Origin of the sequence: Herbidospora mongoliensis, assembly GCF_001570545.1 — a bacterium.
GTDB classification, from domain to species: Bacteria; Actinomycetota; Actinomycetes; order Streptosporangiales; family Streptosporangiaceae; genus Herbidospora; species Herbidospora mongoliensis.
In genome coordinates, this window is the sequence record NZ_BBXD01000009.1 from 225771 (window position 1) to 245757 (window position 19987).

The following is a 19987-nucleotide window of genomic DNA, read 5'->3' on the forward strand; positions in this document are numbered from 1 at the left end:
AGGTGTGGCGCCGGCCTCCTGAAAGCGGAAAGCCCCGGGGCCGCTGAAGCGGCGCCCGGGGCCCTGGATCCGTGGAGCGGTTACTTCTCCAGGACGAACTGGTCCACGTCGAAGAGGGATCCGGATCCGCCGGTGAACCTCAGGAAGATCGCGCCGGAGGCCGAGCTCGTGAGGTTGGCGGAGACGGTCTGGAAGGTGTCCCAGCTGCCGGTGTTCGGGATCGACAGGGTGCCGATGACCGTTCCGGTGGCAGAGCCCGCGCGGACCTCGATGGCGCCGCCGGGACCCCCCGAGGAGTAGCGCACCGTGATGCGGGTGGCACCGTTGGCGGTGACCTGGTTGAAGCCGGCCCAGTCACCGTTGTCGATGAAGCCGAGCGTGGTCCCGCCGACGGCGGGGCCGTGCGCGGCCGTCTGGACGCCCGACTGCGACGTGAACGCCTCGCCCTGGACCGTGGTCTGCGTCGGCGTGGAGCCGGTGGTCAGGGTGATGGTGTCGACGTCGAGCAGGGCGCCCGAGCCGCCGCTGAAGGTGAGGAACAGCGGGCCGGAGGCGTTGCTGTTCAGCGAGGTGGTGACGTTCTGGAAGGTGTCCCAGCTGCCGGTGTTCGGCACGTTGACCGTGCCCAGCACCGTGCCGGTCTGGGAGCCCGCCCTGATCGTGATGGTGCCGCCGGGGCCGCCCGAGGAGACCCGCGCGGTGAAGCTGTTCTTCCCGGCGGTGGAGAAGTTGGCGTAGCCGACCCAGTCGCCGTTGTCGACGTAGCCGACGGTGGTGCCGCCGCTGGCGGCGGCGTGACCGGCGGGCTGCACGCCCGAGTTCGAGGTGTACGACTCGGCCTCGATCGTCGTCGGCTGCTGGGGCGGGTTGCCGCCCAGCTCCTTGATGCGGACGTTGCGGAACGACACGTCGTCGCCGGTGCCGTGGTTCTGCAGGCCGATGTAGCCCTGCGCCAGCGAACGGTTGGCCACCGTGTTGGTGAAGTCGTTGATCAGGCGGCCGTTGAGGTAGACGCGGAGCCGCTCGCCCTCGACGAGGAGCTCGTAGGTGTTCCACGCGCCCGGGGGGTTGAGCGCGGCGTCGCGGGCGGTGACGTCGGCCGACTTGAAGCCGTAGATCGAACCGGTCGTCTTGTCGGCGGTGTCGGTCGAGTCGATCTGGATCTCGTAGCCGTTGTTCACGGCCGAGTTCACGTCGGTCGAGCTCGGGAAGCCCACGAAGATGCCGGAGTTGTCGTCTCCGTCCATCTTCCAGTCGGCCTTCAGCGAGTACGAGGTGTACTCCTTGGCCGAGTACCAGAGCAGGCCCATGCCGCCGGTCGACTTCAGGGTGGCGTCGGTGTTGGTGAAGCTGCCCGGTCCGGCCTGCGACCAGCCGGTGGTGGAGCCGTTGTAGATCGGGGTGTAGCCCGTCTCCACCCGGCAGTCCTGCTTGGCCCAGCCGGCCGCGTACCGGATGCCGCCGAGGAGCAGCGTCCGGAAGTTGGTCTCGCTGTAGCTGGCCTGGGTGTGGCCGAGGCCGGTGTAGAAGCTGCGGCCGTTGCTGACGGTCTTGCACCAGGTGATCGGGTGGTCGCCCATCCCGCCGCCGGAGTAGCTGCCCTCGTCGAGGTTCTGCAGGACCTTCGCGCTGTTACGCGGGTTGGTCCGGTAGGAGTACCACTCGTCCGAGCGGGACCAGGTCGCGCCCAGGTGGGACGTGGCCGCGTGGGCCCGGTCTTCGGTGCGGACGGTGGCCGTCTGGATGGCCGGGTGGCTCTGGAACCAGGCGCCGACCAGGTTGCCGTAGTAGGCCCAGTCGTATTCGGTGTCGGCCGCCGCGTGGACGCCCACGTAACCGCCGCCGCCGTTGATGTAGTTCTCGAACGCGGTCTGCTGGGTGCCGTTCAGCACGTCACCCGTGGTGCTCAGGAAGACCACGGCCTTGAAGTTGGCCAGGTTGCCTGCGGTGAACGCGTTGGCGTCCTCGGTGGCGGTGACCGTGAAGTTGTTGGCCGAGCCCAGTGACTGGATCGCCGCGATGCCCTGCGGGATCGAGTCGTGCCGGAAGCCCGCCGTCTTGGAGAAGACGAGCACCTGGTAGGCCGGGTCGGCGGCGTTGGCCGCCGTCGGCACGAGCGTGGAGGCGAGGACGGCCGCCGCGGCGACCGCGCCCATGAGTAAGCGCTTCATTTGACTCACCTCACTTCTGGATGGTGAAGGTGTCGACGTCGAACAGGGCACCGGAGCCGCCGGTGAAGCGGAGCACGACCTGACCGGTGGCCGACCCGGAGATCAGGCTCGCCGAGGTGGTCGCGAAGGTCTCCCAGCCGCCCGTGGGCGGTATGGCCACCGTGCCGAGCACGGTGCCGGTCGCCGATCCGGCCCGGACCTCGATGGTCCCGCCGGGTCCTGCCGAGGAGTACTTGACGCTGATGCCGGTCGCGCCGTTCACGGTGACCTGGTTGTAGGCCGCCCAGTCGCCGCTCTCGATGTGTCCCGCGGTCAGCCCGCCCGACGCCGGGGTGTGCACGGCCTGCTGCACGCCGGAGGTGGACGTGTACGCCTCGCCCTCGACGGTCGTCGAAGGCGGCGGAGTGCTGCCCAGCGAGAAGGTGTCGATGTCGAACAGCGCGCCGGAACCGCCGGTGAAGGTGAGGAACAGCGCCCCGGTGCCGTTGCCGTTGAGCGTGGTGGAGACGTTGGCGAAGGTGTCGAAGCTGCCGGTGTTCGCGACGGCGACCGTACCGAGGACCGTGCCGGTCTGGCTGCCGGAGCGGATGGTGATGGTGCCGCCGGGGCCGCCCGAGGAGACGCGCGCCGTGAAGGAGGTCTTCCCGGACGTGCTCACCTGGGAGTAGCCGGCCCAGTCGCCGTTGTCGATGTAGCCGACGGTCTGGCCACCGGAGGCGGCGGCGTGCCCGGCGGTCTGGACGCCGGAGTTCGACGTGAACGCCTCGCCCTCGATCGTCCCGGCGGGCGGCTGGCTGGTGCCGCCGTTGATGGTGAACGCGTCGAGGTCGAACAGGTTGCCCTGGCCGGTGGCGCCCTTGAAGACCAGGAACAGCGTGGTCGTCGCGGTCGGCACGTTGGTCAGGTTGGCGGTGACGTTGGTGAAGGTGTCCCAGCTGCCGGTGTTGGCGACCGTGGCGGTGCCCAGCAGGGTGCCGGTCGCCGAGCCCGCGCGCACTTCCAGGGTGCCGCCGACGCCACCGGAGGAGACCCGGGCGACGAAGGAGGTGGCGCCCGTCAGGTTGTACGGGGTGAAGGAGATCCAGTCGTTGTTGTCGACGAACCCGACCGTGGTGCCGCCTTCGGCCGCCGCGTGCGTGGCCACCTGGACGCCGTTCTGGGCGCCCCAGTGCTCGCCCTGGCGGTGCCGGGGCTGGAGGGTGCGGGTGACCGTGCTGGTCAGGCCGCCGTTGTCGGTGTACTCGGCGGTGAAGACGCCGTAGATGTTGGCGGCGGCGTCGTGCTCACCGTCGGACGGCACGGTGATGGTGCCCGAGCAGCCGTTCTTCGAGGTGATCTGGTGCGAGTGGCTGTCGTGGCCGAGGAAGTAGGTGAACTTCACCCGGGTGCAGTCGATCGAGCCGTCCTGCGGGTCGCTGACGGAGATCGAGTACGGGATCGTGTCGCCGAAGTTGAACAGGGCGCCGCTGACCGGCGTGTTCAGGGTGACCGTGGGGGCGGTGTTGCCGACCGTGATCGTCACGTTCGCGGTGCCCGTCAGGTTCCCGCTGTCGCGGACCGTCAGCGTCACGTTGTAAGTGCCGTTGGCGGTGTAGGTCTTGCTCGGGTTGGCCGCCGTGGAGGTGGTGCCGTCACCGAAGTTCCACGAGTAGGTCAGCGCCGAGCCCTCGGGGTCGGACGAGCCCGCCGAGGAGAAGGTCACCGCGAGCGGGGCCACACCGGAGGTCGGCGTCGCCGCGGCCTTGGCCACCGGGTTGCGGTTCGCGCCGCCGATGTACTCGATGCGGTACAGGGCCTGGTTGCCCGAGCCGGTGCCGTAGTCGAGGACGTACAGGGCGCCGTCGGGGCCGAAGGCCATGTCCATGACCTGGGTGCCGGTCCACGGGAAGCCGCTGATCTCGCCGACGCCGCCGGAGCTGGTGACCGCGATGGCCTTGATCCAGCGGCGGCCGTACTCACCGGCGAAGAAGCGGCCGTCGAGCGACTGCGGGAACTTGACCGTCGAGGTGCTGTTCGCGTCGTAGCGGTAGACGGGGCCGCCCATCGGGGACTCCGAGCCGCCGCCGAACTCCGCCGGGCCGCCGGCCTCGCCGCCGTAGCGGATCCAGGCCGCGCGGGGCGCGGGCAGGGTCTGCAGGCCGGTGTTGCGGAAGGAGTTGTTCGTCGGACCGGTGGCGCAGTTGTACTTGGCCTGCGACGGACCGCTCGGGAACGTGTACTCGTTGTAGGTCTCGGCCGTGGTGTTGTTGCCCGTGCAGTAGGGCCAGCCGTAGTTGCCCGCCGAGGTGATGCGGTTGAACTCGACCTGGCCGCCGGGGCCCCGGTTGGCGTCCGCGCCGCCGGCGTCCGGGCCGTAGTCGCCCAGGTAGACGATGCCGGTGGCCTTGTCGACGCTCATCCGGAACGGGTTGCGCAGGCCCATCGCGTAGATCTCGGGACGGGTGTTCGCCGTCCCCGGCGCGAAGAGGTTGCCCGACGGGATCGTGTACGTCCCGTTGGCGGCCGGCTTGATGCGCAGGACCTTGCCGCGCAGGTCGTTGGTGTTGCCGGAGGAGCGCTGCGCGTCGAACTGCGGGTTGCGGTTGGTGCGCTCGTCGAGCGGGCTGTAGCTGTTCGACTCGAACGGGTTGGTGTCGTCACCCGTGGTCAGGTAGAGGTTCCCGGCCGCGTCGAAGTCGATGTCACCGCCCGCGTGGCAGCACTGGCCGCGGTCGTTGTCCACCCGCAGGGTGATCACTTCGCTGGCCATGTTGAGGGTGTTGTTGGTGTTCAGGGTGAACCGCGACAGGTAGAACTGGCCCTTCCAGGTGTTCCAGGTGTTCTGGTCACCGGTGGTGGGGGCGTCGCCGTCCGGGGTGCTCAGCCGGGGCGAGTAGTAGAGCCAGATGTAGCGGTTGGTGGCGAAGCCGGGGTCGACCGCCACGCCCTGGAGGCCCTCCTCGTCGTGCGTGTACACGTTGAGGGTGCCCGCGAGGGAGGTGTTGCCGTTGACGTCGGTGATCCGCAGCTGCCCGCCACGGGCGGTGTGCAGCACCGAGCGGTTCGGCAGCACCGCCAGGGACATCGCCTCACCGAGCTCGCCAGGTCCGGTGGCAAGCGCGACTTGCTGATAGTCCGAGGCCGGGATGTCGGCCGCGTGGGCGCTCTGGGGCGTCGCGACGACGCCCGTTGTCACCATGAGCGCGGTCAGGGCGAATAACGCCCGCGACCGCAGGTGAGGTCGAGACATGTGGGGGGTGGTCCTTCCTGACCTGGGGATTCAGTCAGGCAAGGCGCGCGCCGTCGCGCTTGTGCCCGTAATGCCACTGCATGTTGACGAAAGACGAGACGGTGCCACGTCATCGAGATTCGTCGTTCCGTCTGGGTTTTGCGTTCCCGCTGACGGAATTTACCGATTTCTAACACACCTGTCATCCCGGTGTACACCCCCTGTGTACCACGGGCCGGGTGACTGTTCCACGTTACGAAACTGTAATGCAAGACGAAGCGGTTCGACACTTGTGGCACACCCGTCATAGACATTTAATTCGGCGAGGCATGCAAATTAATTCGAGACGAACGGCCGCGAGCAGAGTGACGGGGTGCGAGACGTGCGCTTAACATCTGGCCCCGCGCTGGGCAGGAACGGCTCCACGGGCGTCCCCGTCGACCAGACCATGATCCGCCGGTCCAACCTGTCGCTCGTGCTGCGCCACCTGAAGGAGCACGGCCCCCGGTCGCGTTCGGCCGTGGCCACCGAGACCGGTTTGAACAAGGCGACCGTGACGAGCCTCGTCGGCGAGCTGAGGGCCCGCGGTCTGATCCGCGAGATGGGCCCCCAGTACGCCGGCTCCGTCGGCCGCCCCGGCCTGGCGCTGGCCCTCGACGGCGCCGGTGTCGGCGCCCTCGGGCTGGAGATCAACGTCGACTACATCGCCGCCTTCGCCACCGATCTGGCCGGGCGCGTCCTGGTCGACCGCCGCGTGGGCTTCGACGCGATGGGCTGCGAACCGGAGGCCTCGCTCGACGAGCTGGCCCGGGTCGCCCGCGACGCGATAGCGGAGCTGCACATGCTCGGCGTCCGGGTCGCCGGGATAACGGTCGCGGTCCCCGGTCTCATAGACGGCACCAACGGGGTCGTCCACGTCGCCCCGAACCTCGGCTGGTACGGCGTCCCGGTGGCCGAGCGCCTCTGGGAGGTCGCCCCCGGCGTCCCCGTCACCGTCGCCAACGACGCGAACCTGGCGGCGCTGGCCGAATACACCAACGGCGTGGCGTCCGGATCGGCCGACATGGTCTACCTGACCGGTGAGGTCGGCGTCGGCGGCGGCATCATCGCCGGCGGACGCCTCCTCGGCGGCGCCGACGGCTTCGCCGGTGAAGTGGGCCACGTGATGGTCGACTCCTCGGGCGAGCGCTGCGGCTGCGGCCGGATCGGCTGCTGGGAGACCAAGGTCGGCCTGGCCGCGCTGGTCCGCATGGTCACCCCCGACCACGCCTACGGGGTGCGCGACGGCATCGTCCGCGACCCCGAGGAGCGGCTGAGCGAAATCGAACGCCGTCTGGCGCAGGGCGACCCCCAGGTCGACCACGCGTTGGCGGAGGTCGGCCGCTGGCTGGGCCGCGGCTCGGCCACCCTCGTCCGGCTCTTCAACCCCCGGGTCATCGTCGTCGGCGGCTTCTTCGCGCGGCTGGAAGGGCACATCCTCCCGCGCGCCCAGGCGGAACTCGCCCGCCTCGGGGTCACCGGCTCCGTCGCCCGCTGCACCTTCGTCGCCTCCGACCTGGGCTTCGGCGCCGCCTCGCGCGGCGCGGCCGGGGTCGTCGTCGACCGCGTCCTGGCCAATCCGACAACCGTGGAGATACCACCCACCACCCTCAGCACTCTGGCCTAGGACACCCCAGAACTCCCGTCCGCCTGGGCTTCCGGTTCTACGTGGCGCCGACCTCGCCGACCTCGGCGCCGCGTAGATGTGCCACCCGGAGGCCAGGCGGACGGGCTTTTTTATTGCGGAACTCTGGGACCATGTGAGGGTGTTCCTCCCGATTACCCGCCATCTGACCACCCACCGCCTCGGCGTCTGGTCACTGGCCTGGGTCTCGGCGGTGACCTACGGGGTGCTCGGCCTGGTCAAGTTCGGGACGTTCCGGACGACCATTTTCGACCTGGTGATCGTCGACCAGGCAGTGCGGGGCTACTCGACGCTCAGCGCGCCGTACGCGCCGTCGGTGGGGGTGCAGAAGGGCGCCGGGCTCGACTTCCTCCAGATCGCCGACCACTTCTCCCCGATCTACGCGCTGCTCGCACCTTTCTATGCGATCAACGACGACCCCCGGGTGCTGATCTTCTGTCAGGCCATCCTGTTCGCCGCCGCCATCCCGTTCCTGTGGCTGTACGTCCGGCGGCGGCTGGGGGTGGCGGCCGCCTATCTCGTCTCCGCCGCCTACGCGGTGTCGTGGCCGGTGGCGCAGGCGGTCAACTTCGACGTCCACGAGGTCATGTTCGTCCCGGTGCTGACCGCGATCATGATCGAGCGCTTCGACCGGGGCAAGCGGCTGCCCGCCTATCTGGCGGCGTTCGGGCTGCTGCTGGTCAAAGAGGACATGGGCCTGATGCTCATCGGCTTCGGCGCGGCGCTGGCCCTGACGCGGCGGCGGCTCGACGGCGCTCTCCTCGCGGGGATGGGGCTCGCCGGGCTGCTGCTGATCCGGGGGTTGCTGATCCCGTGGGCGGGCGGCCCGGAGGACAACCACTGGCGCTACACCCACCTCGGCGACTCGATGCCGGCCGCGCTGTGGAAGCTGATCAGCGATCCGCTCAACACCTTCCAGCTGGTGTTCATGGACGCCGGCAAGATCGACCTGCTGGTGCTGCTCTGCTGGCTGACCCTGTTCCTGTGCCTGTTCTCCCCGCTGATCCTGGCGGCGGCCCCGCTGGTGCTGGAGCGGCTCGTCTCGGAGAACAGCCTGTGGTGGTCGTGGGAGTACCACTACAACGCGTTCGTCGTGGTGATCGTCTTCTGCGCCGGGGTCGACGGGGCCGTCCGGCTGCGCAAGCGGCTGGCCAAGAGGCAGACCCCCGAGGTGGTCCGCGTGACGACCGTCGCCTGGGCCGTCGCGGTCGCGGTCGTCGCGGTGACCCAGCTGCCCCGGTTCGCGTTCGACCAACTCGCCGATCCCGGCTTCTACGACCCCTACGAGCGCACCGCGGCGGCCTACGAGGCGATGAGCAAGATCCCCGACGGGGCGGTGGTCGAGGCGGCCAACCACATCGGGCCCATGCTCACCGGCCGCACGACCGTCCTGCTCTGGGAGCGGACGCCCCGGAACGCGCCCTGGGTGCTGGCCGACGTCGCGCAGTGGGGCTGGCCGTGGGGATCGCCCGACGAGCAGAAGCAGTCGGTGGAGGAACGCCGGGCCCTGGGCTACATGGTCGTCTTCGAGAAGGACGGCTTCGTCGTCCTGCACAAGCCGCCGAACTAGACCTTCTCAGAGCTCCTCGGCAAGCCGGGAGGTTAGATCGTCGTACCGATCCTCTGGTTTCGATGGTTACGGACTGGATTGGTCTGTGTTGATCCGGTGGACCGGGGCGGGGACGTAGGCGAGATTGGTCAGCGTCGAGTTCCCTGACCGGATGGATCTGCCACATGCGCGTGCTCGTCCAGCTCCGCCTCTCCCCCGACGTGGTCGCCGCCGTCGCCGACCCGGCTGTGACGGCCACGGCCGCAGACGTGGTCAACGGGCTCCCCGGCGTGCTGCTCGACCCGACGTTCAACCCCGTCGCGGTCCCCCGGCCGCTCCCGGCCCGCGCGGGCGGCGACCCGCTGTCGCTGAACCAGCCGCTGATCTTCTCGATGGCGCCCCGCGACGCGTCGGTGCTGGTCCGGGGCGAGATCGCCGACGACGAGGTCTCCACGCGGCTGGCTCTACTGCCGGGCCGGGCCGGGGTGGTCGGCGTCTACGCCGATCCGGTCATCCAGACCTCCCTCACCTGCGGTGGTGACGGGCCCGTCGGCGACTGGCGCGACGTCGAGCGACTGCTCGCCGTCGAACGTCTCCAGGCCGAGGGGTACGACGGCGAGGGGGTCGCCCTGGCCGTCACCGACACCGGGGTGAACCAGCGCCACGTGACCGAAGCCCTCGGCCGCGACTTCATCCTCGACCTGGAGCGGAGCTGGAAACCCGAGGGCGTCCCCGGGCGGCCGGGCTCCTTCGAGGTCGACCACGGCTCGATGTGCGCGTTCGACGCGCTGATCGCCGCCCCGAAGGCGTCGGTGATCGACATCCCGGTGCTGTTGTCGCGCCGCCCCGGGGGTTCGGCGCTCGACGGCCTGCTGTCCGACGCGATGGCCGCCTTCGCCCACCTGCGGAACGTCCTCGACGCCCAGCCCGCTGAGTCCCGCGCCCTCGTGGTCACCAATTCCTGGGGCTCCTTCTCCCCCGAATGGGACTTCCCGCCCGGCCACCCCGGCAACTACTCCGACAACGCCGCCCACCCGTTCAACCTGATCGTCGGCTCGCTGGCCGCCGCCGGGGCCGACATCCTGTTCGCCGCCGGAAACTGCGGCCGCGACTGCCCCGACGGCCGCTGCGCCTACCCCGACCGGCCGATCACCGGCGCCAACTCCCACCCGGCGGTGCTGTCGGTGGCCGGGGTCGACGTGACCGGCGAGCGGGTCGGCTACTCCTCCCAGGGCCCCGGGCGCCTGACGGACATGAAGCCCGACCTGGCCGCCTACACCCATTTCTCGGGGTCAGGGGCGTTCGGTCCCGGCGAGCCCGACTCGGGCACCAGCGCGGCCTGCCCGGTCGCGGCCGGTGTGGTGGCGGCGATCCGGTCGCGGGTGCCGTCCACCGTCCTCCCGCCATCCCATTTGCGCACTTTGCTGATGAGAAGTGCCGATGATCGCGGTGTGCTGGGGTATGACTACGACTACGGATATGGAGTCGTGAACGTGCCCGGCATCGTCGAGGCCCTGCGGGCGAGGGCAAGCGGAGTTGTTGCGTGATGGTACTGATCACGGTACGGCTGCCGCGCGGCGCGACCATGGACATGGCGCTGCGCGACCTGCGGCTGAAGAACGAAGAAGTCGACGTCGGCTACGGCCTGATCGCGATCGATCCCGACCACGGCCTCTACGGCCTGCGGGTGAGCGCGATGGCCGCCAACCGGCTGACCGCCACCCCGGAGGCCATGGGCGGCCCCTGGGCCGACCCGAAGATCGAGCCGATGGGCCCGACCAGGAAAGATCGATGACCTGCTGGATCGTGGCGGGCCCTCCGGGGTCCGGCAAGAGCACGCTGTGCGAGGCCCTGCTGGCCCGCCTCGATCCTGTCCCGGCCCTGCTCGACAAGGACACTTTGTACGGGGGCATGGTCAGCGCCATCCTCGCGGCGGCCGGTCGTGACGACGGCGAGCGCGAGGGACCCTGGTACGACGTGCATATAAAGAGGTACGAATACGCCGGGATGACCGCCACCGCGCGCGAGATCCGCCGCCACGGCGCCCCGGTCCTGCTGAGCGCCCCCTTCACCGGCCAGGTCCACAGCAAGTCCCGCTGGGACGAGTGGGCCGAGGAACTGGGCGGCGGCGACATCAGGCTGCTCTGGGTCAGATCCGACGGCGCGACCCTGCGCGAGCGGCTGATAGCCCGGGGGCTGGAGCGAGACCGGGGGAAGCTGGCGGCCTTCGCCGAATACCTGCGAGCGATCAAGGTCGACGAGCCGCCGGTGGTCGACCACATCGAGATCGACAACCGGCCGGGGGCAGAACCGATGGCGCGGCAACTGGAGCGCTCGGGGATCGTCTAGATGATTGATTCCAAGCCGTTGGCGTTATGTCAGTGGTCGTAGGCGATCAGGGATCGTTTCACTGTCTGGCCGGTGTGGTCGTTGTGCCAGATCACCGCGGTGAGGGCGAGGACGCGGACGATCACCCGGATGGCGACGCCGGGGATGGTTCGCCCGCCGTGGCGTTCCAGGTCCAGCTGGGCTTTGAACGTCTGGTTGATCGATTCGATCGTCTGGCGTAAGGGCTTGATCAGGGCGGTTCCGGCCCGTGGGGGTTCGCCCTTGCGGGCTTTGCGCAGCAAGGTCAGGCCCTGGCCTGCAAGGGCTGTTTCGAAGTCCCGGCCGTAGTACTGCATGTCGGCCAGGATGGTCTGGCCGGGATGGCGGGTCATCAGGTCGGGGTCGGCGTCCAGTATGGCGAGCAGGGTGGTGCGCTCGTCGGCTTTGGCGCCGGTGAGGGCGAAGGCGACGGGCAGCCCGCCGGGGGTGCACAGCAGGTGCAGGCGCAGGCCCCAGAAGAAGCGGCTGTGGGAGGAGCAGTAGCCGTATTCGGCCCAGCCGGCCAGGGCGCTGCGGGTGGCGGTCTGGCGGGAGCGTCCGCATTCGACCGGGGTGGAGTCGGCCACCCATACGTCGTCGTTCCACAGGCTGGTGTCGCGGCCCAGGACGCGGATGATGTGCAGGACCAGCGCGGAGGCCGCACGCAGGCGCTTGTTGTAGCCGCTTTGGCCGGGCAGGTAGGGGAACATGCCGGACAGGTGGGTGCGGGCGTGGCGTAGCCAGCGGCGTTCACTGGTGAATCCCAGCAGTGCCGACAGGACGGCCAGGGTGACCAGCTCGGCATCGCTGATCAGGGGTTGGATACCTGTGCGGGGACGATGAGGGGCCAGGTCGGGAAAGGCGATCAGGTGATCGTCGATCTTCACGTACAGTGCGGTGGCGAGGGTGTTCAGGTCTTTCGTCACAAATCGATCTTGGACACCCTCGCCCCATGTCTGCAGGCGATCGGCCAGCCTCAGCCCTTGGAATCAATCATCTAGACGCCGGTTATGACATCCGGGGCCCCACGCGTACATTCCTGTGCGTGTCTGAGGTGGAATCCGGTGAACGCCATGCCAGCTGGCTTGAGCTGTTCTTCGATCTGATCATCGTCGTGGCCGTCGCGCAGCTGGCCCACATCCTGCATCCCACGCCCGAGCACTCCATCGATGGTCACCGGGTGCTGCTGTTCCTGGGGCTCTACTACGCGATCTGGAGCGTGTGGACGTCGTTCACGCTCTACGCCAACGTCGCGGGCCCGAAGACCCGCCAACGCGCCATGCTCGCGGCGATGTTCGGCATCGCGGTCATGGCCGCGAGCGTCCCGGAGGTGACGGGGGCGCACGGCACCGCGTTCGCCATCGCCTACGTCTACTGCCGCCTGCTGGCCACCTCGACCTGGGGCTCCACCAACACGTTCTTCGGGGGCTGGCCCGCCGCGCAGAACGGCGCCGGGCTGATCCCGTGGGTGATCTCGATCTGGGCGCACCACCCGCCCACCCGCTACTGGCTCTGGGGCATCGGCATCGCCCTCGACCTGGCCATCTCGTTCCTGCGCAGCGGTGACAGCGAGGAGCAGCTCAACCGGATCACGAAACGGTTCGAGGAGCATCGCCAGCGGGAGGAGGCACGCGGGCGCAGAAGAAGGCCGTTCACCCTGCCCGAACCGGCGCGCCTCAATGAACACCACCTGGCCGAGCGGCTCGGGCTATTCGTGATCATCGTGCTGGGTGAGGCGGTGATGCAGGTCGTGATGGCCACCTCGGAGGTCGAGTGGACCTGGGCGCTCATCGTGTCGGCACTGGCCGGGTTCGGGCTGCTGGTCGGATTCTGGTGGCTGACTCTCCAATATGGGGCGTCGGCGGCCCCCGTACACGATGTGAAGCCCAGGGTCACCATGCCGGGCCATTTCGCCATGACCGCCGGGATCGCCGCCATCGCCGCCGGGCTCGGCGCGCTGGTCGCCCACCCGGAGGGCCACCTGGAGGAGGCGGTGAAGTGGACCCTCTGCGGGGGGACGATCGTCTACTTCCTCACGTCGGGAATCATCGCCAAGGCGGCCGGAGCCAGGATCGGCTGGGTGCTCGCCTGGTCGCTGCCCGCGGTGATCGGCCCGGCGGCTCTGGGACTGTCGCCGCTCCCGGGCTGGGGTTTGGTGATCGGGCTGCTCGTGGTGGCCGGGTGGCAGGTCTGGTTCCCCCGGATCACCGGGGTCACGGGGAGGCCGCAGGCTCCCGCAGCTCCCTGACCTCCTTGCGGAGTTCGGCCAGTTCGGCCAGGATCCGCTCGCTGACCTCGACCTCCTCTTCGTCCATCGCGCTCACCACGACCGCGATGAAGAGGTTCACCACGACGAACGTGCAGATCAGCACGAAGATGACGAAGAAGACCCAGGCCGATGGGTAGACCGTCATGACCTGGCGGGTGATGTCGGACCAGCCGTCGCCGGTCATGATCTGGAACAGGGTGAACAGCGACGTCTGCAGGTTCCCGAAGTAGTCGGGGGCGACGTGGCCGTACATGCGGGTGCCCATCACCGCGGCGACGTACAGGACCAGACCGAGCAGTGCCGCGATCGAGGCGACGCCGGGAACGGCGGTGAGCAGCGCCCCGACCACCCGGCGCAGGCTCGGGATCGCCGAGACCAGCCGGAGCGCGCGCAGCACGCGCAGCGAGCGGAGCACGGTCAGGCCGCCCGCCGCCGGCATGAGCGAGACCGCGACGACGATGGAGTCGAAGACATTCCACGGGTCGCGGAGGAACCGGCCGCGCTGGACGTAGAGCCGCGCGGCCAGTTCCACCACGAAGATGGCCAGGGAGACACGGTCGATGAGGTGGAGGATGTCGCCGTAGCGGGCGACCGCCGCGGCGGAGGTCTCCACTCCGAGAGTGGCCGAGTTGATCAGGATGATGGCGATGATCGCCTGCTGGAAACGCTTGGCTTCGATGATGTACCGCACACGCTCGCGCACCGTTTTTGCCCCCGGGGGATGCGGAACAGGAACAGCGAGCGAGCGTAATCGCGGTCGCACGAATCCCCGGGGACCCTGGGAAATACGGCGATCCCCGGCCAAAGTTACCGAGAGTAGTGCTCCACTACGAGTTGCTCGTCGACCGGGACCGCGATCTGCTCGCGCAGCGGCTTCGACACCAGGGTCACCGTGAGCTCCTTCAGGTCCACCGACAGGAACGCCGCCGGGCGCTCGTCGGCGTAGATGCCCTCGGCCGCCGCGACGAACGGCTGCGTCGCCCGCGACCTGGCCCGCACGCCGATGACCTGGCCGGGCTTGACGAGGTAGCTGGGGATGTCGACCTTGCGGCCGTCGACGGTGATGTGGCCGTGGTTGACGTACTGCCGGGCGGCGTAGATCGACGGGGCCAGGCCCGAGCGCAGCACGACCGAGGCCAGGCGCATCTCCAGGATCGCCAGCAGCTCCTCGCCGGCGCGACCGGGCCGGCGCAGGGCCAGGTCCCAGTAGCGGCGGAGCTGACGCTCGGACAGGTCGTAGTACCAGCGGAGCTTCTGCTTCTCCATCAACCGCATGCCGTAGTCGCCGACGTTGCGACGGTTGGTCTTCCTGCCGTGCTCACCGGGCGGGTAGGGCCGCGCTTCGAAGTACTTCACGGCTTTGCGGGTCAGCGGGACGCCCGCCCGCCGAGACAACCGCACCTTCGGACCCGTGTAGCGCACGTGCACTCCTCTGTGGTTAGGTAACCCTTGCTAAGGTAAGCCTTACCTTAGCAGAGCCCGGCACCCCAAGGAGACCCCGATGACCCAGCCCATCTCGGCTCCCCCCATCACCGAACGCGTCCGCACACTGGCCGCCACCGCCGCCCCGACCCACGTCGCGGTGGCCGGCTCCGAGCTCAAGACGATGCCCGCCCGCGGCGGCGTCGACGCTCAGGGCCGCCCGGTCCTGCTGGTCAAACCCGATGAGGTCCTGTACGCCTGCCGCGACGACCTGGCCGTCACGGTCGACCTCGTCGCGACCCGGAATCTGGGCGACACCGAACGCGCCCGCGGCATGCTGAAGATCCGCGGCTGGGCCTCGACGGTCCCCGGCCACGAGGTGCGCGAGACGGCGGTCGCCATCGCCGAACGCTGCCCCGACGAAGACCTGTTCGCCGTCATCGAGAACGACGCCCGCGCCCCCAAGCTGCTGCGCATCGACGTGGCCGACGTCGTCTACCTGACCGGCACGGAGTCAGGCGTCCTCGACTCCGACGACTACCTCGACGCCGAGCCCGACCCGTTCCTCGACCAGGCCGAGCGCATGCTGCACCACGTCAACTCCTCGCACCGCATCCAGCTGGTGGCGGCGATCGAGAAGCTGATGGGCGAGCCCGCGCCCGACGCCTGGCTGTGGGAGCTCGACCGCTACGGCGCGACGGTCCGGGCAGGCCGCGACCGTCTGGTCAGGCTGCCGTGGCCGACTCCGGCCCAGACCCCGGAGGCCCTGGAGCAAGCCCTGGCCTGCCTGGTCTGCGCCCATTGACCTCGTAAGTGGGTCTTCCGGCCCTGACCCACCAGAGCATGACGGGCAGGTGCAGCGCGTAGCCTGCCTGCTCAAGTGCCGCCGACGATCCCGCGAGCCCGGTCGTCCACGGAAGCACGACGGCGGCCAGCCCCGACACCGCCGCGACGGCACCCGCCCACCGCACCCATCGAGGCAGCGGAAGCAGGACCACAGCGGCGGCGGTCGCCGTGACCCACAGCAGCCCGGCGAGGTTGACCGCCCATTTGGCGGTGAGCAGGACCGGCAGCGCCGCGCCGGGATCGGCCGTGAGCTGGGTGACCGCGAGATTGCCCGCGTCGTGCAGCAGCCCGGCCAGCCCGGCGGCGGCCAGCAGCCCGCCCGGCAGCCCGGCCAGCGCGAGCCCGGCGGCGCTCAGCGTGAGCCACCCGAGCACATCGAGCGCCAGGGCGACGAGGTGCAGCGCGGTCCGGTCGTGTACGGCCTGGAGCACGGCCCCCAGATCAGCGGGATTCAGGGTCAACCCCGATGGCACCGCCACCGCGACTCCGGCGAGCATTGCGGTCAGCGAGATCGGTAACAGGACACCGGCGAGCCTGGACGTGTCGGTCATGCCGGGACCGTAGAACCCTGACGCACGGACAAGGTCAAGCATGTGGCGAATCGGGCGGCTGGCCCGCATGGCGGGGGTGTCGGAGCGCACCCTGCGGCACTACGACAGAACCGGCCTGCTCAGGCCCGCCGCCGTCGACCACCTCACCGGCTACCGCTGGTACGGCGTGGCCGAACTGTCCCGCCTCGAACGCATCCGCGCCCTGCAACGCCTCGGCCTGCCCCTGCGTGAGATCGCCGACCTGCTCGACGCCCCGGAGACCGAGACCCGCCGGGCCGTCGCGGCGGCCCTCACCCGCGTCCAGGCGGAACTCTCGGCCCTGACCGCGACCGCGGCCGAGGCCGAGCACTACCTCGCCGAACCCCTGACCGTGGTCCCCCGGACCACGACCCTGGCAGCGCGGCACCTCAAGGTGCGGCACCTGACCGTGACCCACCCCTCGGAACTGGCCGCCCTGTGCCCGGCGACCCTGCTGACCTGGCTGGACGGCCCCTTCGCCGCCGCCGTGGCCGACGAGGGCGGCGAACGGCTCACCCTTCCCGCCCGGGAAGTGGTCAGGGCGGTGGTCCCCGCGCCGGAGGGCGTGGTGCGGGCGGGTCACGACCTGTTCACCTGGCTGACCCGCCACGACCTGAAGGCCGGCGGCCCTGCGTTGGAGGAGCACCTGGTCGACGCCGAGGGCGGCCACGCTGTGGTGCTGGACGTCCCGATCCGGGCAACGTGATCGTCTACCTCGACTGCCGGGACGCCGTGGGCAGGCAGGCGCGGACGCCTCCCTCTGCGCCGCGGGTGAAGAAGGAGATCCGCTGCTCGGCGGAGCCGTGGTCGCCGACGTCGGTCCACGGGGTGCGGTCGCCCATCCGGCGCAGGGCGGCGCGGAGCTCGGCGACGTCTCCGTCCTCGAACAGGAGCGTCTTCTGTGCCGCGGCGCCGAACAGCGCGGCCCCGGCGAAACAGTCGGCCTGTAACTCCTGGGCGCGGAGCACCAGGGACCGCTGGATCCTGGTCTGGACGGCGTGCCCCCACTCGTGGGCGATGACGAGGTAGACCCAGGCGTCACCGGACCGGTAGCCGCTGGCCATGAGGTCGAAGTCCCAGGCGATGAAGTCGCCGGGCACACAGTAGAAGGCGTTGCCGAACCCGGTGCGGCTACCGCCGCAGGCCGGCGGCTGCCGCTGGCCCCGCCGGAAGGAGCCGAAGACCTTGGGGGGCTGATAGGTGCCGGTGAAGAACGTGGTCCAATTGCGGGCCCAGTAGGCGTTCGTCGCGTTCGCCGCGGTGGTCATGTCGGCGTTGATGTCGTCGGGAACGCGCGGCGCCGCGCTCGCTGGAGTGGCTATGAACAGGGACGATGTCAGGAGTGCGGCAAGGGCCGCCGATCGGATGCGCATGGAGATCCCGGTGTCCGTGGGGGATGGGACTCCATTGGAAACGACCTCACACAAAGGGGAATGTGGCGTTTTTCATAGATGCGGGAATGATGATGGATCCGCATCAATGGTTTCAACGGTCGAGTGGCTGGCTAGAGCATGTCTCTTTGATTGGACGTGTCTGTCCGATTAGTAATCACAGACGCGATATAGGACCCGATCGAGCCGCTGATGCCGACACTGGCTGGACCGTCTCGGTGGACTCCACCGTCTGCCGGGCTCACCAGCACGCAGCCGGTGCCAGAAAAAGGGGGCGCCAGGCCGGGCCGAACCTGACGACCACGCCCTCGGACGCTCCCGCGGCGGCCTGTGCACGAGGGTTCACCGGTCCGGCGAAAGCCCGGCACGGCCCTTGACCCTTCGCGTCACCGCAGGCCAGGCGGGCGACGCCCCGGCCTTCCAGACCGTCATGGCAGGCATCCGCGTTCTGCGAAGCGGACCCGGTCGACCGAGAACCCGACCCGATGCCGTCCTGGCGGACCGGGCGTATTCATCCCTCGCGATCCGCAATCACCTCAGGCGACGGGGAATCCAAGCTACCATCCCCCAGCCGTCCGACCAGGCCGACCACCGGCTTCGACACCGAGGCGCACAAGCAGCGCAAAGCTGTCGAACGGTGCATCAACCGACTCAAGCAATGCCATCGCCTACCAGGCCGCACTTCACCTCGCCGCCATCCTCATCTGGACAGCCGACTGACCGCCGAAGCACTGTGCCCGTGAGGATGGCCCCATGGACGATCTTGCGGAGTTCCTCGTCGCACGCATCATGGACGACAACCATGCCTACGCCTACGTGGCCGACACCCTGGGCGGCGAGGCTCTCCTCGACAGCCACCTCCCCATGCTCGATCTGATCGAGCAACTGGCGAACGACTACAAAGCCATGGATGCCACGGACTCCCGCTCGGCCGGCCTGGAATACGCGCTGCGAGTCCTTGGCCAGTCATACGCCGAACACCCCGCCTACCAGCAGGAATGGCGCCCATAGCCTTCAAGGAGACAGTCCCTGGGCGGAGCCGTACGAAAGAAAGGTATTTCGAGCGAAGCGAGCAGCCTCCCGAGCGAAGCGAGGCCTTTCCAGGGAGCGCGAGGGGCGGAGCCCTTCGCCCGGGAGCGGAAGCGACCCCGGAGCAGAGCGACGCCGGGACCGCGAAGCGGGCCGGGGGGAGCGTGAGGGGGCGAAGCCCCCTGACAGCGGGGGGTTCGGGGGGTCGTCCCCCCGTCAGATCAAGTCGGGGTCCAGGATCCGGTCGATGACCAGCAGGGCGCAGCCGGTGATGCCCGCGCCCGGGCCGAGGCGGCTGCGTTCGATCTTCAGGCTGCGGGTCGCGAGCTGGGTGGAGCGCTGGTGGACGACCTCGCGCACCCCCGACACGAGCGGCTGGAACATCTCGGCGACGTCGCCGCCGAGCACCACCACCGACGGGTTGAGCAGGTTGACCGCGCTCGCGATGACCTCGCCGAGGCGGCGGCCGGCCTGGCGGACGACGGCCATCGTCTCGGCGTCGCCGGAGCGGACCAGCGCGGTCACGTCGGCGAGTGAGAGCACGTCGCGGCCGCTTTCGCGCAGGGTGCGCAGGATGGCGGTGCCGCTGGCGACCGAGTCGACGCAGTCGAGGTTGCCGCAGCGGCACAGCACGCCGCCGCCGTCGCGGACCGGGATGTGGCCGATCTCCCCGGCCGCGCCGAGCGCGCCGCGCAGGATGGCGCCGTTGGAGATGACGCCGGCGCCGATACGGGTGGAGACCTTCACGAAGAGCAGGTCGCGTTCGTCGGGGTAGACGGTCCGGTATTCGCCCATCGCGATCACGTTCACGTCGTTGTCGACCAGCACCGGGACCGGGAACCGGGCGGCGATCAGGGGCGGGATCTCCACACCGGTCCACGAGGCCATCACCCGGGCCGACTCGGTGCGCCCCCTGGCGTATTCGACGGTGGCGGGCACGCCCAGGCCGATGCCGACGACGGGAGGGCGGTCGTCGAGCAGTTTCTCCCACGTGTCCATGATCAGTCCGAGGACCGTGCCGGGGCCCTCCTCGACGTCGATGACCAGCTCTGTGCGTTCGATCACACTGCCGGTCAGGTCGCACAGGGCGATCTGGGTGCGGCTGGCGCCCAGTGACGCCACCGCCACGACTCCCCCGGCGGCGTTGAACCGCAGCCGCACCGGTGGGCGTCCGCCGGTCGACGGGCCTTCGGCGTCTTCCACGATGAGGCCGCGTTGCAGCAGCTCGTTGACCCGATGGGTGACCGCGGGGCGGGACAGGGCGGTGACGCGGCCTATCTCGGCGCGGGTCGTGGCCTCACCGCTGCGGATGAGCTGGAGCACCTCACCGGTGGTGGCAATCCGTGACATACGTGGCATCGCCTCGAGCATACAGGTTGACTGAAGTTCACCTACTTATTCATTCTAGGTTACAAAAGTCAGCTTGAAGAATGCCTAAGGTTCGAGCTAATGTCCTGCTTGTCCGTATTGAGGAGGGGACGT

General features: G+C 69.4%; 17 protein-coding genes and 1 pseudogene. 10 read left to right on the forward strand and 8 right to left on the reverse strand.

The genetic code is table 11. From position 1 onward, the window contains the following. Positions 1-80: 80 nt before the first annotated feature. The gene (locus AW272_RS40375; RefSeq protein WP_083958039.1) at positions 81-2171 is read right to left on the reverse strand and encodes a ThuA domain-containing protein; all 2091 of its coding nucleotides are present in this window, start codon (positions 2169-2171) and stop codon (positions 81-83) included. Positions 2172-2181: 10 nt separating this feature from the next. Then, on the reverse strand, positions 2182-5400 hold the full coding sequence (locus tag AW272_RS05480) for a carbohydrate-binding protein (RefSeq protein WP_083958040.1): 3219 nt from the start codon (positions 5398-5400) through the stop codon (positions 2182-2184). Between the two features lie 361 nt (positions 5401-5761). On the opposite strand from AW272_RS05480, the gene AW272_RS05485 reads away from it, so the two are divergent. The 5 genes from AW272_RS05485 (at position 5762) to AW272_RS05505 (ending at position 10961) form a co-directional block, all read left to right on the forward strand. Continuing rightward, on the forward strand, positions 5762-7045 hold the full coding sequence (locus AW272_RS05485) for an ROK family transcriptional regulator (RefSeq protein WP_245657203.1): 1284 nt from the start codon (positions 5762-5764) through the stop codon (positions 7043-7045). Between the two features lie 139 nt (positions 7046-7184). After that, on the forward strand, positions 7185-8633 hold the full coding sequence (locus tag AW272_RS05490) for a DUF2079 domain-containing protein (protein ID WP_245657204.1): 1449 nt from the start codon (positions 7185-7187) through the stop codon (positions 8631-8633). Between the two features lie 164 nt (positions 8634-8797). Continuing rightward, on the forward strand, positions 8798-10159 hold the full coding sequence (locus AW272_RS05495; RefSeq protein WP_066361502.1) for a S8 family serine peptidase: 1362 nt from the start codon (positions 8798-8800) through the stop codon (positions 10157-10159). Further along, the gene (locus AW272_RS05500; protein ID WP_066361503.1) at positions 10159-10407 is read left to right on the forward strand and encodes a hypothetical protein; all 249 of its coding nucleotides are present in this window, start codon (positions 10159-10161) and stop codon (positions 10405-10407) included. The genes AW272_RS05495 and AW272_RS05500 overlap by 1 nt, the downstream gene beginning before the upstream one ends. Next, positions 10404-10961: a P-loop nucleotide/nucleoside kinase family protein gene (locus AW272_RS05505; RefSeq protein WP_066361504.1), complete on the forward strand. Its 558-nt coding sequence runs from the start codon at positions 10404-10406 to the stop codon at positions 10959-10961. Before AW272_RS05500 ends, AW272_RS05505 begins: the two co-directional genes overlap by 4 nt. 29 nt (positions 10962-10990) lie before the next feature. Here AW272_RS05505 and AW272_RS05510 read toward each other — a convergent pair whose 3' ends face one another. After that, positions 10991-11905: an IS982 family transposase gene (locus AW272_RS05510; protein WP_066361505.1), complete on the reverse strand. Its 915-nt coding sequence runs from the start codon at positions 11903-11905 to the stop codon at positions 10991-10993. 119 nt (positions 11906-12024) lie between these two features. On the opposite strand from AW272_RS05510, the gene AW272_RS05515 reads away from it, so the two are divergent. Continuing rightward, complete coding sequence (locus tag AW272_RS05515; RefSeq protein ID WP_066361506.1) at positions 12025-13227, forward strand: low temperature requirement protein A; 1203 nt, start codon at positions 12025-12027, stop codon at positions 13225-13227. Here the strand turns inward: AW272_RS05515 and AW272_RS05520 are convergent. Both AW272_RS05520 and rpsD read right to left on the reverse strand, forming a co-directional pair. Next, complete coding sequence (locus tag AW272_RS05520; protein WP_066361508.1) at positions 13193-13951, reverse strand: ion transporter; 759 nt, start codon at positions 13949-13951, stop codon at positions 13193-13195. The genes AW272_RS05515 and AW272_RS05520 overlap by 35 nt on opposite strands. Before the next feature lie 104 nt (positions 13952-14055). Beyond that, positions 14056-14670, reverse strand: a complete 615-nt coding sequence (gene rpsD / locus AW272_RS05525) for a 30S ribosomal protein S4 (protein ID WP_066362499.1) — start codon at positions 14668-14670, stop codon at positions 14056-14058. 79 nt (positions 14671-14749) lie between these two features. Here rpsD and AW272_RS05530 point away from each other — a divergent pair, with 79 nt between their 5' ends. After that, a complete protein-coding gene (locus AW272_RS05530; protein WP_066361510.1) occupies positions 14750-15475 on the forward strand; it encodes a DUF2470 domain-containing protein in 726 nt (241 codons plus the stop codon). Here the strand turns inward: AW272_RS05530 and AW272_RS05535 are convergent. Beyond that, positions 15396-16067, reverse strand: coding sequence for a hypothetical protein (locus AW272_RS05535; RefSeq protein WP_066361511.1), 672 nt, complete (start codon positions 16065-16067; stop codon positions 15396-15398). The genes AW272_RS05530 and AW272_RS05535 overlap by 80 nt on opposite strands. Positions 16068-16107: 40 nt before the next feature. Between AW272_RS05535 and AW272_RS05540 the strand changes: the two genes are divergently transcribed. Beyond that, entirely contained in the window at positions 16108-16791 is a 684-nt protein-coding gene (locus AW272_RS05540) for a MerR family transcriptional regulator (protein ID WP_066361512.1), read from the forward strand. Between the two features lie 4 nt (positions 16792-16795). On the opposite strand, the gene AW272_RS05545 is transcribed toward AW272_RS05540, so the two are convergent. Next, positions 16796-17458 carry a neutral zinc metallopeptidase gene (locus AW272_RS05545; protein WP_083958043.1) on the reverse strand — a complete coding sequence of 221 codons (663 nt, stop codon included), beginning with the start codon at positions 17456-17458 and terminating at the stop codon, positions 16796-16798. Between the two features lie 391 nt (positions 17459-17849). Here AW272_RS05545 and AW272_RS45950 point away from each other — a divergent pair. Beyond that, positions 17850-18098, forward strand: a pseudogene (locus AW272_RS45950) (transposase); the annotation flags it as partial. A 131-nt stretch (positions 18099-18229) separates the two neighbouring features. After that, on the forward strand, positions 18230-18487 hold the full coding sequence (locus AW272_RS44835; RefSeq protein ID WP_066361514.1) for a DUF6221 family protein: 258 nt from the start codon (positions 18230-18232) through the stop codon (positions 18485-18487). 234 nt (positions 18488-18721) lie between these two features. Here the strand turns inward: AW272_RS44835 and AW272_RS05555 are convergent, their stop codons facing one another. After that, positions 18722-19855 (reverse strand): ROK family transcriptional regulator, encoded by a 1134-nt coding sequence (locus tag AW272_RS05555; protein WP_157518439.1) that lies wholly within the window; start codon positions 19853-19855, stop codon positions 18722-18724. Positions 19856-19987: the final 132 nt, after the last annotated feature.